Annotated in this window: 10 protein-coding genes and 2 pseudogenes; 8 read left to right on the forward strand and 4 right to left on the reverse strand. The window is 62.0% G+C overall.

All coding sequences use genetic code 11. The annotated features are described in order from the left end of the window. The first annotated feature begins 8 nt into the window (after positions 1-8). A complete protein-coding gene (locus tag AC07T0_RS26830) occupies positions 9-1,253 on the forward strand; it encodes a metallophosphoesterase family protein (protein ID WP_495004027.1) in 1,245 nt (414 codons plus the stop codon). Between the two features lie 126 nt (positions 1,254-1,379). On the opposite strand, the gene gbca is transcribed toward AC07T0_RS26830, so the two are convergent. Beyond that, positions 1,380-2,675 (reverse strand): glycine betaine monooxygenase oxygenase subunit, encoded by a 1,296-nt coding sequence (gene gbca, locus AC07T0_RS26835; protein WP_495004028.1) that lies wholly within the window; start codon positions 2,673-2,675, stop codon positions 1,380-1,382. Positions 2,676-2,959: 284 nt separating this feature from the next. On the opposite strand from gbca, the gene gbcB reads away from it, so the two are divergent. After that, positions 2,960-4,060 (forward strand): glycine betaine monooxygenase reductase subunit, encoded by a 1,101-nt coding sequence (gene gbcB, locus AC07T0_RS26840; protein WP_495004029.1) that lies wholly within the window; start codon positions 2,960-2,962, stop codon positions 4,058-4,060. 143 nt (positions 4,061-4,203) lie between these two features. Here gbcB and AC07T0_RS26845 read toward each other — a convergent pair. Next, positions 4,204-5,298, reverse strand: a pseudogene (locus AC07T0_RS26845) (methyl-accepting chemotaxis protein); the annotation flags it as partial. A gap of 36 nt (positions 5,299-5,334) precedes the next feature. Then, positions 5,335-5,898 (reverse strand): annotated as a pseudogene (locus AC07T0_RS26850) (MCP four helix bundle domain-containing protein); the annotation flags it as partial. A gap of 213 nt (positions 5,899-6,111) precedes the next feature. On the opposite strand from AC07T0_RS26850, the gene AC07T0_RS26855 reads away from it, so the two are divergent. Then, positions 6,112-6,342, forward strand: coding sequence for a hypothetical protein (locus AC07T0_RS26855; protein ID WP_121135201.1), 231 nt, complete (start codon positions 6,112-6,114; stop codon positions 6,340-6,342). After that, entirely contained in the window at positions 6,339-6,641 is a 303-nt protein-coding gene (locus tag AC07T0_RS26860; protein WP_495004030.1) for a cell division protein ZapA, read from the forward strand. Before AC07T0_RS26855 ends, AC07T0_RS26860 begins: the two co-directional genes overlap by 4 nt. Positions 6,642-6,831: 190 nt before the next feature. Here the strand turns inward: AC07T0_RS26860 and AC07T0_RS26865 are convergent, their stop codons facing one another. Further along, on the reverse strand, positions 6,832-7,872 hold the full coding sequence (locus tag AC07T0_RS26865; RefSeq protein WP_495004031.1) for a threonine aldolase family protein: 1,041 nt from the start codon (positions 7,870-7,872) through the stop codon (positions 6,832-6,834). Positions 7,873-8,217: 345 nt separating this feature from the next. Between AC07T0_RS26865 and glyA the strand changes: the two genes are divergently transcribed. Genes glyA through AC07T0_RS26885 form a run of 4 tightly spaced genes read left to right on the forward strand, consistent with a single transcriptional unit; the run spans position 8,218 to position 14,103 of the window. Further along, positions 8,218-9,471, forward strand: coding sequence for a serine hydroxymethyltransferase (glyA, locus tag AC07T0_RS26870; protein WP_495004032.1), 1,254 nt, complete (start codon positions 8,218-8,220; stop codon positions 9,469-9,471). Positions 9,472-9,494: 23 nt separating this feature from the next. Then, positions 9,495-10,745, forward strand: coding sequence for a sarcosine oxidase subunit beta (locus tag AC07T0_RS26875; RefSeq protein WP_103498195.1), 1,251 nt, complete (start codon positions 9,495-9,497; stop codon positions 10,743-10,745). Between the two features lie 14 nt (positions 10,746-10,759). Then, positions 10,760-11,089 (forward strand): sarcosine oxidase subunit delta, encoded by a 330-nt coding sequence (locus AC07T0_RS26880; protein ID WP_495004033.1) that lies wholly within the window; start codon positions 10,760-10,762, stop codon positions 11,087-11,089. Then, positions 11,086-14,103, forward strand: coding sequence for a sarcosine oxidase subunit alpha (locus AC07T0_RS26885; protein WP_495004034.1), 3,018 nt, complete (start codon positions 11,086-11,088; stop codon positions 14,101-14,103). Before AC07T0_RS26880 ends, AC07T0_RS26885 begins: the two co-directional genes overlap by 4 nt. Positions 14,104-14,189 lie beyond the last annotated feature (86 nt).

Consider the following 14,189-nt stretch of genomic DNA (forward strand, 5'->3'; position numbering starts at 1 on the left):
AGACAGCCATGAACTTGCCTCATCTGGAACATGAACTTGCAAAAATCCGCGTCCGTCTCAGTGGCCTGAAAGCCCGGCTGGAGTTGTCCTGGAAAAAGCTCACCAGTGACATCGAGCCCGAGGAGTTCCAAGCCATCCAGCTGTTGTTGCAACGCGGGCATGACCAGGCCCAGTACGTGCTGGAGCACGGCGACTTGCCGCCGGGCGAGCCGTCGGTGCCGTGGGAGTTGTCCCATGGCCTGTCGATCCTGCATATGGGCAGCGCCACGGCCTTGCCGACTTCGGAGTCGCAATTGCAAACCCGGGTGCTCAAGGACGGTACATTGCTGGGCTGTCGCAAATGGGAGCTGCTGGACCTGCTGTGGAGCGAGGCGCTGATCAAGTGGATCGAGAACCTGCGGCGCCATGCGAGCTTCGGCAGCACGCCGCTGGTGATGATGATCGACAACGACGTGACCCTGGCGATTGCCGGTGACTGGGGCACCGGGCCATTCGAAAGCCATGCCCCGGCGGTCAATGTCGCCAACCAGATACAACTGGCGCAGGCCGATTTCACCATTCACCTGGGCGACGTCTACTACGCCGGCACCGGCTCCGAGGAGGATGTCGACATGGCCGGCTGGCCGATGGGCAAGCACGGCGCCTTCACCCTCAACTCCAATCATGAGATGTACAGCGGTGCCCACGGTTATTTCGCCGAGCTCAACTCACGCTTTCCGGTGCAGCAGGGCACCAGCTACTTCGCCTTGTACAACGATCACTGGTTGATTGTCGGGCTGGATTCGGCCTATGCCTCCGCGCCGCTCGGTCTTTATATGGATGGCGCTCTGAACCAGCAGCAGATCGACTGGCTGAAGAGCCTGCCCACGGACAAGAAGTTGATGGTGCTCAGTCATCATCAGGGCTTCGATATCAGCGGGCAGGACAAGACCACGCTGTATCAGCCGGTGTGTGATGCCTTGGGCCGCGTGCCGGACTACTGGTACTGGGGGCACCTGCACAACGGCATCGTCTATGCCGAGCAGGACGGCTTGCGGGCGCGCTGTGCCGGGCATGGGGCGATTCCCTATGGCGTGACCAGCGAGTTGGACGGCAATGAACGGGTGCTGTTTTCCGAGCGGAAGAATGCCATGGACGACGAATACCCGGAGCGGGTGCTCAATGGGTATGTGAAGGTGCGCTTGAGCGGGGAGAATATTATCGAGGAGTTTATTGGCGAGGATGGGTCGCTGAGGTGGTCGTCTCACGGGTAAGCCGGTGTTGAATGTACCGGCGCCTTCGCGGGCAAGCTCCGCTCCCACAGGGTCTCTGTCATGCCACGGATGTGTGGTCGAACCGAGAACTTGTGGGAGCGGAGCTTGCCCGCGAAGCTTTTGCCCTTAGCCGTGAACCGGAACACCCTTGAGGTAAGGCGCAGGTTCCGCCCCCAGGTTGCTCAGCAGCCGCTCGCTGTACCAATCCACGAAGTTGACCACGCCAAACTCATAGGTCTTCGAGTACGGGCCCGGCTGGTAGGCCGTAGAGTTGATGCCGCGCTGGTTTTCTTCAGCCAGGCGACGGTCCTGGTCGTTGGTTGCATCCCAGACTTCACGCATGCGCGCCACGTCATAGTCGACGCCTTCCACCGCATCCTTGTGCACCAGCCACTTGGTGGTGACCATGGTTTCCTGGGCGCTGATCGGCCACACGGTGAACACGATGATGTGGTCGCCCATGCAGTGGTTCCACGAGTGCGGCAGGTGCAGGATGCGCATCGAACCGAGGTCCGGGTTCTTGATCCGGCCCATCAGCTTCTTGCAGCCCTGCTGGCCGTCCATGGTCATGGACACGGTGCCCTTGAGCAGCGGCATGCGCACGATACGGTTACGCAGGCCGAAGCTGGCGTGGGCGTAAGGGATTTTCTCGGCTTCCCAGGCCACGGTGCATTCGGCCACGTGGTCCTTGAATTTCTGGTCGGCCCGCGGGTCGGTGACGTCGTCCCATTCCAACAGGGTTTTCAGCAGTTCCGGGTGGGAGCCGCCGCAGTGGTAGCACTCGCGGTTGTTCTCCAGCACCAGTTTCCAGTTGGCCTTTTCCATCAAGGTGGTTTGCACCGCCACCTTGGTGTTTTCCATGTCGTAGGGTTCCATGTAGTGGTTCAGCGTCGCCAGGAACTCATCGATCGGCGGTGGGTTTTCCGCCAGGCTGATGAAGATGTAGCCGCCGGAGTTCTTCACATGCACCGGCTTGAGGCCGTACTGCTTCATGTCGAAGTCGGCGCCCATCTCGGTACCGGCGAACAGCAGGCGACCGTCCAGCTCGTAGGTCCACTGGTGGTAGTGGCAGACCAGCTTGGCGACCTTGCCCTTGTCGCTGGTGCACAACCGCGAACCGCGGTGGCGGCAGACGTTGTGGAACGCGTGGACCACGCCGTCGGCGCCGCGAATCACGATGATCGGGTTCTTGCCGATCTGCAGGGTGATGTAGTTGCCCTTGGTCGGGATTTCGCAGGTCATGCCGGCGATCAACCACTCTTTCTGAAAGATTTCCTGCATATCGATTTCGAACAGCCGCTCATCGGAGTAGAACGGTTGTGGCAGGGAGTAGGTGCGCTCGCGCTCTTGCAACATTTGCGCGGTGGCCTTGCGTGCGGGTTCCAGCGGATCGCCCAGGCTCAGGGTTGCGGTGACGTCCATCGATTTAGTCCTCATGGCCATGCGGTGTGGCCGGCGAATAGTGGCTGATACGGTTGCGACGCAAGACAGAAATACAGCAGATCATTTGCGATGGAGTGTGCGGCGGGTAGCGACACGAACCTTATCCATGGGCGACATGGCCGAATCCGTTCCCGACGCGCAAGCCCCGGTCGTTGCGGGCTGGTCGCGATAAGCATGCCAATGTCGCGGATAGGTAAATGGTCGCTTCGACCCTTGCGCAGAATCGCCAACTATAGAGCCGACAGTCGGCGGTGGAGAACAATATGTCGAACAGCTTCCTGAATCCGGTAACCACCCAGACCTGGGCCAATGGTCGGCATATCGTGCGCTGCGTGAAGGTCATCCAGGAAACCTGGGACGTGCGCACCTTCTGCTTCATGGCAGACCAACCGATCATGTTCTTTTTCAAGCCGGGGCAGTTCGTCACCCTGGAGCTGGAAATCGAAGGCGAGCCGATCATGCGCTCCTACACCATTTCCAGTTCGCCGTCGGTGCCTTACAGCTTTTCGGTGACCATCAAGCGCGTGCCCGGCGGCCGGGTCTCCAACTGGTTGCACGACACCCTGCACGAAGGCCAGGAGCTGGCGGTGCACGGACCGGTGGGGTTGTTCAACGCCATCGACTTCCCGAGCCCGAAGGTGCTGTACCTGAGTGGCGGCGTCGGTATTACCCCGGTGATGTCCATGGCTCGCTGGTTCTACGACACCAACGGCAATGTCGACATGGTGTTTATCCACAGCGCCCGTTCGCCGAAAGACATCATCTATCACCGCGAGCTGGAACATATGGCGTCGCGGATCGACAACTTCAGCCTGCACCTGATTTGTGAAAAGCATGGCCTGGGCGAGCCCTGGGCCGGTTACCGTGGCTATCTGAACCACAAGATGCTGGAACTGATGGCGCCGGACTTCCTTGAGCGCGAAGTGTTCTGCTGCGGCCCGACGCCGTATATGAATGCGGTGAAGCGTCTGCTGGAAGCGGCCGGGTTCGACATGAGCCGCTACCACGAGGAATCGTTTGGCGCGACGCCGGCGGAAGCCCGTGCTGACGCGGTGGAACAGGCCGAGCAGGCCGCCGAGGCGCCGGAAGTGGATGCCGCGGACCTGCACCAGGTGGAATTCACCGCTACTGGCAAGAGCATTCGCGTGGCCCCGGGGGAAACCGTGCACGCGGCGGCGGCCAAGCTTGGCCTGATGATTCCCAAGGCTTGCGGCATGGGCATTTGCGGCACCTGCAAGGTGTTGAAGCTGGGCGGTGAAGTGGAGATGGAGCACAACGGCGGGATCACCGACGACGATGTGGCCGAGGGTTATATCCTGTCGTGCTGCAGCGTGCCGAAGGGTGATGTGCGGATCGAGTACTGAGGTCGCCGCATACGCCCCCTGTAGGAGCGAGCTTGCTCGCGATGGTAGCCGCCACACCGCTGGGCATCAGGGGCCCAGCGTTATCGTTGACGTTTATCGCGAGCAAGCTCGCTCCTGCAGAAGAGGGTGTGCGCGATAGCGGTTTACAGACTGAACCGCGCCACCATGCTGTTCAAATCCACCGCCAGTCGCGACAGCTCATTGCTCGCGGCGCTGGTCTGGTTGGCCCCGGTCGCCGATTGCACTGACAAATCGCGGATGTTCACCAGGTTGCGGTCCACCTCGCGAGCCACCTGAGCCTGCTCTTCCGCCGCACTGGCGATTACCAGATTGCGCTCGTTGATCTCGACAATGGCGGTGTTGATGGTGTCCAGCGCCAGACCCGCGCCCTTGGCGATGTTCAAGGTCGACTCAGCCCGCTCGGTGCTGTTGCGCATCGAATCCACCGCCTGTTCGGTCCCGCCCTGGATACTGCCGATCATCCGTTCAATTTCGCTGGTGGACTGCTGGGTACGGTGTGCCAGGGCCCGGACCTCATCCGCCACCACGGCAAAACCACGACCGGCTTCCCCGGCCCGTGCCGCCTCAATCGCCGCGTTCAGGGCCAGCAAGTTGGTCTGATCGGCCAGTCCGCGAATCACGTCCAGCACCTTGCCGATATCCTGGGATTCCTTGGCCAGGTTGCCGATCAGTGTCGAGGTGCTCTGCACATCGCTGCTCATGCGCTCGATGGCACCGACGGTTTCCTGTACCAGGTCGCGACCGTCGCCGGCCGAGGCGGTGGCATTCTTAGAGGCTTCGGAGGTGCTCACGGCATTGCGCGCGACTTCTTCCACGGCGCTGGTCATTTCATTGACGGCGGTGGCGGCCTGCTCAATCTCGTTGTTCTGTCGCACCAGACCCTTGGCGCTTTCGTCGGTGACGGCGTTCAGCTCTTCCGCCGCCGAAGCCAACTGAGTGGCGGAGCCGGAAATACGTTGCAGGGTGTCGCGCAGTTTCTGCTGCATCTTGACCATGGCCTGCAACAGGCGCCCGGCTTCGTCATTGCCCTCGACCTTGATCGGTCGGGTCAGGTCGCCTTCGGCAATCTGCTCGGCGGCGGTCAGGGCGTCGGCGATGGGGCGGGTAATGCTGTTGGTCAGCAGCCAGGCGAACAGCAAGGTCAGGCCAGTGGCGACTACCAACAGGCCGACCACCAGATTGAACGCCGAAGCGTACTGGTCGGCGGCCTGTTGATTGGTGTCGTTGCTCTGCTGGGTATTGATCACCACCAGTTTTTCGAGCACGTTGTTCATCTGTTCGGAGTTGGCCTGCAGCTCGCTGTTGATCAGGGCCGCCAGCTCGCTGAGCTGATTGTTGCGCGACAGGCCCTTCATGCGCTCTTCGAGCTGACGGTACTGGCCGAGCACCTGCCCATACTGGTCGTAGGCCGCGCGCTCGTCAGGGCTGGTAATCAGCTTCTCGTAAATCGCCTGGGCCTTGCCGATCTGCTGGCTGCGCTGGGTGAACAGGTCGAGGATTTTCTGTTGCTCGTCAGGTGTGCGGTTGGTCACCAGGCGATAGGACAGTACCCGCAGGCGCAAGGTCAGTTGGGTGAGATCGTCGAGGCTCTTGATGCTCGGCACGCTGTTGGCGCTGAGCTCTTCGGCCGCGCCGCGAATTTTGCTCATCTGGTTCAGGGCAAATATCCCCAGGATCAGCATCAGCGCGCCGATCAGGGCGAAGCTGAGGAATGCGCGCGGAGCAATGTTCATGTTGCGTAGGGACATGGTGGCTACCTGAGAGAAGGGCGCATTCCGTGCGGCTTTTAAGGCGGGTCTGAAAGACCTATCGGTCATTAGACTAAAGTCTTAAGCCCCTGCGCGTATTTGTCGCAGGTGAAGGTTTCCGACAGGGGGTGGGGAACATGTCCTGGCAATCGCAGTCACTAAGCTTCGAAGAAAAGTATCCCGCCAGGAAAATCAAGGCTTTGCGACAGTTTTCCCCTGGCAAACAAGGGGGCTTTTCTTTATCGTACGCGCCCTTTGAAACTGCCCGAGAGATCAAGAAAAATGTTGGAAGCTTCCCTGAGTCAACTGGAACAACTGGTCAGCGAGCTGGTTCAGCAAAAACAGGAACTGCTGGCCGCCAATACCGCGCTGAGCACCGAGCTGGCCCAGGCCAAGGACGAAAACGAAAGCCTGCAACTGAACCTGATGGAGCAGGAAGAAAAGCACGGCGCCACTGCCGCCCGTATCCAGGCGCTGGTCGAGCGTGTCAGCGCAGGTCCCGTGAGCGCATGAGAACCAGCAGCGACGGGGTGACCGTCATCTCGATCCTCGGCGAGGACTATTCGATCAAGGCGCCCGCCGGCCAGGAGCGGACGCTGCAGGACGCGACCGTGATGCTCAGGGCCGCCTTGGCCGACACCAAGAAAAAGTTCCCCACGCTAATCGGCGACAAGTTGCTGGTATTGGCGGCGTTGAACCTGTGTTCGCAGCAGATCGAAGCACAGCAGCGTCACCGCGAAGAACTTGACCGTTACCAAGAGCAGGTCAGCGCCACGGTCGAAGTGATTTCGAAAACCATCGGGCAGAACTGATGGCGCCACCGATTTCGGGGCTTGTGCGCGGCCCCCTGTAGGAGCTGGCTTGCCAGCGATGAGGCCGGTAAAGCTTGCGCTGCTCTCGCGGACGCCATCGCCGGCAATCTCCCACAGGACCCTGTTCAGCACAATCCTTCGTCGTGCCCGGGGCCCCTGTAGGGGCTTCGAAGGCTCGTAACCTCTGGGGTCAGGCGGCCATCACCTCGCGGATATCCGCCGCCAGTTCCCGCACCCGTGCTTCCTCGGTGTCCCACGAGCACATGAAGCGCGCGCCGCCCTTGCCGATAAAGGTGTAGAAGCGCCAGCCCTTGGCGGTCAGCGCGGCGATGGCCGCTTCCGACAGTTGCAGGAACACGCCGTTGGCCTCCACCGGGAACATCAGCTCCACGCCGGGAATATCCTTGACCAGGCTGCTGAGCAGTTGCGCGCAGTGGTTGGCGTGGCGGGCGTGCTTGAGCCAGGCGTGGTTCTCCAACAGGCCGACCCAGGGCGCCGAGAGAAAGCGCATTTTCGAGGCCAGCTGTCCGGCCTGTTTGCAGCGATAGTCGAAATCCACCGCCAGGTCATGGTTGAAGAACAGGATCGCTTCACCCACCGCCATGCCGTTTTTCGTGCCGCCGAAGCACAGCACGTCGACGCCGGCCTTCCAGGTCAGGTCCGCCGGAGAACAGCCGAGGTAGGCACAGGCATTGGAGAACCGCGCGCCGTCCATGTGCAGATTCAGGCCCAGTTCCTTGCAGGTGGCGCTGATGGCGCGGATTTCGTCCGGGGTGTAGACGCTGCCGACCTCGGTGGCCTGGGTCAGGGTCACTACGCGGGGCTTGGGGTAGTGGATGTCCTGGCGCTTGAGGGCGATTTCGCGGATCGCGTCCGGGGTCAGCTTGCCGTTTTCGGTCCGCGCGGTGAGCAGCTTGGAACCGTTGGAGAAAAACTCCGGCGCGCCGCATTCGTCGGTTTCGACGTGGGCGGTCTCCGAGCAGATCACGCTGTGGTAGCTCTGACACAGCGACGACAGGGCCAGGGAGTTGGCCGCGGTGCCATTGAAAGCAAAGAACACTTCACAGTCGGTTTCGAACAGCTGGCGGAAACCGTCGGCGGCGCGCTGGGTCCATTCGTCGTCGCCGTAGGCGCGCTGGTGGCCGTGGTTGGCCTGTTCCATGGCGGCCCAGGCCTCGGGGCAGATACCGGAGTAGTTGTCGCTGGCGAATTGTTGGCTCTTGTCGGTCATGGCCCGGTCCTTGTGAACGATTATGGTGCGCACTGTAACCAGAATTGACCTTATCGCACAGGCTCAGTTGTGGGAGCGGAGCTTGCCCGCGAAGGGGCCAGGGTTAGCAGCACACAAAATAGCTCGACAGTGCCGACGCCTTCGCGGGCAAGCTCCGCTCCCACAGGGTTGTCCAGGCATTGATCATCCTTGTGCTTGAAGTCATGTCGTAAACGCACCTTTGCGTGGCGTCCATAGGCATTTGATCGGCCTGCGACGGCCATACCATCGCATTCAAAGGGCACTGCCGTCAGGCACAGGCCTCACCGATAAGAATGGCGCACCGCCGCCGCTGGGAGAGACGCGATGTTCAGCAAGCAAGACCAGATCCAGGGTTATGACGATGCACTGATGGCGGCCATGAATGCCGAGGAGCAGCGCCAGGAAGATCACATCGAGCTGATCGCGTCGGAAAACTACACCAGCAAGCGCGTCATGCAGGCCCAGGGCAGCGGCCTGACCAACAAATACGCCGAAGGCTATCCGGGCAAACGCTACTACGGCGGCTGCGAACACGTGGACAAGGTCGAGGCCCTGGCCATCGAACGCGCCAAGCAACTGTTCGGCGCCGATTACGTCAACGTCCAGCCGCACTCCGGCTCCCAGGCCAACGCCGCGGTCTACCTGGCCCTGCTCAACGCTGGCGACACCGTGCTGGGCATGAGCCTGGCCCACGGCGGTCACCTGACCCACGGCGCCAAGGTCAGCTTCTCCGGCAAACTCTACAACGCCGTGCAGTATGGCATCGACACCACCACCGGCTTGATCGACTACGACGAAGTCGAGCGCCTGGCCGTCGAGCACAAACCGAAAATGATCATCGCCGGGTTCTCGGCCTACTCGAAAACCCTCGACTTCCCACGCTTCCGTGAAATCGCCGACAAGGTCGGTGCCTATTTCTTCGTCGACATGGCCCACGTCGCCGGCCTGGTCGCCGCCGGCCTGTACCCGAATCCGCTGCCGTATGCCGACGTGGTCACCACCACCACCCACAAGACCCTGCGCGGTCCCCGTGGCGGCCTGATCCTGGCCAAGGCCAACGAAGAGCTGGAAAAGAAATTCAACGCCGCGGTATTCCCCGGTGGCCAGGGCGGCCCGCTGATGCACGTGATCGCCGCCAAGGCCGTGAGCTTCAAGGAAGCGCTGGAGCCGAGCTTCAAGGTCTATCAGCAGCAAGTGATCGATAACGCCCAGGCGATGGCGAGCGTGTTTATCAAACGCGGCTACGATGTAGTGTCCGGCGGTACCGACAACCACCTGTTCCTGGTCAGCCTGATCCGTCAGGGCTTGACCGGTAAAGAGGCCGATGCCGCCCTGGGCCGTGCCCATATCACCGTGAACAAGAATGCCGTGCCGAATGATCCACAGTCGCCGTTCGTCACTTCCGGTCTGCGCATCGGTACCCCGGCCGTCACCAGCCGTGGTTTCAAAGTGGCCCAGTGCGTCGAACTGGCCGGCTGGATCTGCGACATCCTCGACAACCTCGGCGACGCCGATGTCGAAGCGAACGTCGCCCAGCACGTGACAGCCCTGTGCGCGGACTTCCCGGTTTATCGCTGAGAGCGGTTTTGGAGTAAATGACTATGCAACGCTATTCGGGCTTCGGCCTCTTCAAGCACTCTCTCAGCCATCACGAAAACTGGCAGAAAATGTGGCGCACGCCGACCCCGAAAAAGGTCTATGACGTGGTCATCGTCGGCGGTGGCGGGCATGGTCTGGCGACCGCCTACTACCTGGCCAAGGAGCACGGCATCACCAACGTGGCCGTGGTCGAGAAGGGCTGGCTGGGCGGCGGTAACACCGCGCGCAACACCACCATCGTACGTTCCAACTACCTGTGGGACGAGTCGGCGCACCTGTACGAACACGCGATGAAATTGTGGGAAGGCCTGTCCCAGGACCTGAACTACAACGTGATGTTCTCCCAGCGTGGCGTCTACAACCTCTGCCACACCCTGCAGGACATCCGTGATTCGGAGCGTCGGGTCAGCGCCAACCGCCTCAATGGCGTCGATGGCGAACTGCTCAACACCCAGCAGGTGGCGGACGAGATTCCGTACCTGGACTGCTCGAAGAACGCCCGTTACCCGGTGATGGGCGCCACCGTCCAGCGTCGCGGCGGCGTGGCCCGTCACGATGCCGTGGCCTGGGGCTTCGCCCGTGCGGCCGACGCCCTTGGCGTGGATCTGATCCAGCAGACCGAAGTGATCGGTTTCCGCAAGGAAAACGGCGTGTGCATCGGCGTCGAAACCAACAAGGGCTTTATCGGCGCCAAGCGCGTCGGTGTGGTCACTGCCGGTAACTCCGGGCACATGGCCAAGCTGGCCGGTTTCCGCCTGCCGATCGAATCGCATCCGCTGCAAGCACTGGTGTCCGAACCGATCAAGCCGATCATCGACAGCGTGATCATGTCCAACGCCGTGCACGGTTACATCAGCCAGTCCGACAAGGGCGACCTGGTGATCGGTGCCGGTATCGACGGCTACAACGGCTACGGCCAGCGCGGTTCGTATCCGGTGATCGAGCACACCATCCAGGCCATCGTCGAGATGTTCCCGGTGTTGTCCCGCGTGCGCATGAACCGCCAGTGGGGCGGCATCGTCGACACCACTCCGGACGCCTGCCCGATCATTTCGAAAACCCCGGTGCCGAACATGTTCTTCAACTGCGGTTGGGGCACCGGCGGCTTCAAGGCCACACCTGGTTCGGGCAACGTGTTTGCCGCGAGCCTGGCCAAGGGTGAAATGCACCCATTGGCCGCTCCCTTCTCCATCGACCGTTTCCACAACGGTGCGTTGATCGACGAACACGGTGCTGCTGCGGTCGCCCACTAACAGGAGAAATCCCTATGTTGCATATCTTCTGTCCTCATTGCGGCGAGCTGCGCTCCGAAGAGGAATTCCATGCTTCCGGCCAGGCGCATATCCCGCGTCCCCTGGACCCGGGCACCTGCACCGACGAGCAGTGGGGCGACTACATGTTCTTCCGCGACAACCCCCGTGGCCTGCACCACGAGCTGTGGGACCACGTTGCCGGTTGCCGCCAGTATTTCAACGCGACCCGCGACACCGTCACCTACGAGATTCTCGAAACCTACAAGATTGGCGAAAAGCCGCAATTCACCGCTAAAGCAGACAGTTCGAAAGTGCCCGGCGCGGCTGTGGGAGAGAAGGTATGAGCCAGGTCAATCGCCTGTCCAACGGTGGTCGGATCGACCGCAACAAAGTCTTGAGCTTCACCTTCAACGGCCAGGTCTACAAAGGCTTTGAAGGCGACACCCTGGCCGCCGCGTTGCTCGCCAACGGTGTGGATATCGTCGGCCGCAGCTTCAAGTATTCCCGCCCACGGGGCATCTTTGCCGCCGGTGCCGAAGAGCCGAACGCGGTCCTGCAGATCGGCGCCACCGAAGCAACCCAGATCCCCAACGTGCGGGCTACCCAGCAAGCGCTGTATCAGGGCCTGGTGGCCACCAGCACCAACGGCTGGCCAAGCGTCAACAACGACATGATGGGGATTCTCGGCAAGGTCGGCGGCAAGCTGATGCCGCCGGGCTTCTATTACAAGACCTTCATGTATCCGCAGTCGTTCTGGATGACCTACGAGAAGTACATCCGCAAGGCCGCCGGTCTTGGTCGCTCGCCGACCGAGAATGATCCGGACACCTACGACTACATGAACCAGCATTGCGACGTGCTGATCGTCGGTGCCGGCCCTGCCGGTCTGGCCGCCGCACTGGCTGCCGCGCGCAGCGGTGCCCGGGTGATCCTGGCCGATGAACAGGAAGAGTTCGGCGGCAGCCTGCTCGACTCCCGCGAAAGCCTCGACGGCAAGCCGGCGGCCGAGTGGATCGCCAGCGTTATCGCCGAATTGAAAAGCCTGCCGGATGTCCTGCTGTTGCCACGGGCCACCGTCAACGGCTACCACGACCACAACTTCCTGACCATTCACGAGCGCCTGACCGATCACCTCGGTGACCGTGCGCCGATTGGCCAGGTGCGTCAGCGTATCCATCGGGTCCGCGCCAAGCGCGTGGTCCTGGCTACCGGTACCCATGAGCGTCCGCTGGTCTATGGCAACAACGACGTACCGGGCAATATGCTGGCCGGTGCCGTTTCGACCTACGTTCGCCGTTACGGCGTGGCGCCGGGCAAGAAGCTGGTGCTGAGCACCAACAACGATCACGCCTACCGCGTGGCGTTGGACTGGCTCGATGCCAGCCTGCAAGTGGTCGCTATCGCCGATGCCCGCAGCAATCCGCGCGGTGCGTTGGTGGAAGAGGCGCGGGCCAAGGGGATTCGCATCCTCACCGGCAGCGCTGTGGTCGAAGCTCGTGGCAGCAAGCATGTCACCGCGGCGCGCATCGCCGCCATCGACGTCAAGGCCCATAAAGTCACCAGCCCTGGCGAATGGCTGGAGTGCGACCTGGTTGCCAGTTCCGGCGGCTACAGCCCGGTGGTCCACTTGGCCTCGCACCTGGGCGGCAAGCCGACCTGGCGTGAAGATATTCTCGGTTTTGTTCCCGGCGAAGCACCGCAGAAACGTGTGTGCGTCGGCGGTATCAACGGCGTCTACGGCTTGGCCGATGCTCTGGCCGATGGGTTTGAGGGCGGCGTTCGCGCAGCCAGCGAAGCCGGTTTCAAGGCCGTCGAAGGCGTATTGCCTAAAGCGCTGTCGCGTCTGGAAGAGCCAACCCTGGCGCTGTTCCAGGTGCCCCATGAAAAAGCTACCGCACGGGCGCCGAAGCAATTTGTCGACCTGCAGAACGACGTCACCGCCGCCGCCATCGAACTGGCGACCCGCGAGGGCTTCGAGTCGGTCGAACACGTCAAGCGCTACACCGCGCTGGGCTTCGGCACCGACCAGGGCAAGCTGGGCAACGTCAACGGCCTGGCCATTGCCGCTCGTTCGTTGAACGTGACCATCCCGCAGATGGGCACCACCATGTTCCGTCCGAACTACACGCCAGTGACTTTCGGCGCGGTCGCCGGCCGTCACTGCGGGCATATCTTCGAGCCGGTGCGCTACACCGCCTTGCAGGCCTGGCACGTGAAGCAGGGCGCCGAGTTCGAGGACGTCGGCCAGTGGAAACGGCCGTGGTACTTCCCGCGCAACGGTGAAGACTTGCACGCGGCGGTCAAGCGTGAGTGCAAGGCCGTGCGCGACAGCGTCGGCCTGCTCGATGCCTCGACCCTGGGCAAGATCGACATCCAGGGCCCGGACGCGCGTGAATTCCTCAACCGCATCTACACCAACGCCTGGACCAAGCTCGATGTGGGCAAGGCCCGCTACGGCCTGATGTGCAAGGAAGACGGCATGGTCTTCGACGACGGCGTGACCGCCTGTCTGGCCGACAACCACTTCCTGATGACCACCACCACCGGCGGCGCGGCTCGCGTGCTGCAGTGGCTGGAGATCTACCACCAGACCGAATGGCCGAACATGAAGGTGTACTTCACCTCCGTGACCGACCATTGGGCAACCATGACCCTGTCCGGACCGAACAGCCGCAAGCTGCTCAGCGAAGTCACCGACATCGACCTGGACAAGGATGCGTTCCCGTTCATGACCTGGAAAGAAGGCCTGGTCGGCGGTGTTCCGGCGCGGGTGTTCCGGATTTCCTTTACCGGCGAGCTGTCCTACGAGGTCAACATCCAGGCCGACTACGCCATGGGTGTGCTGGAGAAGATCGTCGCGGCGGGCAAGCAGTACAACCTGACCCCGTACGGCACCGAGACCATGCACGTGTTGCGGGCCGAAAAGGGTTTCATCATCGTCGGCCAGGACACTGACGGCTCGATGACCCCGGACGACCTGAACATGGGCTGGTGTGTGGGCCGGACCAAGCCGTTCTCGTGGATCGGCTGGCGCGGGATGAACCGTGAAGACTGTGTGCGCGAAGAGCGCAAGCAGTTGGTCGGGCTCAAGCCGATCGATCCGACCAAGTGGCTGCCGGAAGGCGCGCAGTTGGTGTTCGACACCAAGCAGACGATCCCGATGAAGATGGTCGGTCACGTCACCTCCAGCTATGCCCACAACTCCCTTGGCTATTCGTTTGCCATGGCCGTGGTCAAGGGCGGGCTGAAGCGTATGGGCGAGCGAGTGTTCGCGCCATTGGCCGATGGCAGCGTGATCGAGGCGGAAATCGTTTCTTCGGTGTTCTTCGATCCTAAAGGGGACCGCCAGAACATCTGACGCCGTAACCCCTGTGGGAGCGGGGGGGGGGGGGGGGGGGGGGGGGGGGGGGGGGGGGGGGGGGGGGGGGGGGGGGGGGGGGGGGG

Source organism: Pseudomonas sp. GW821-FHT04D07, assembly GCF_059420225.1.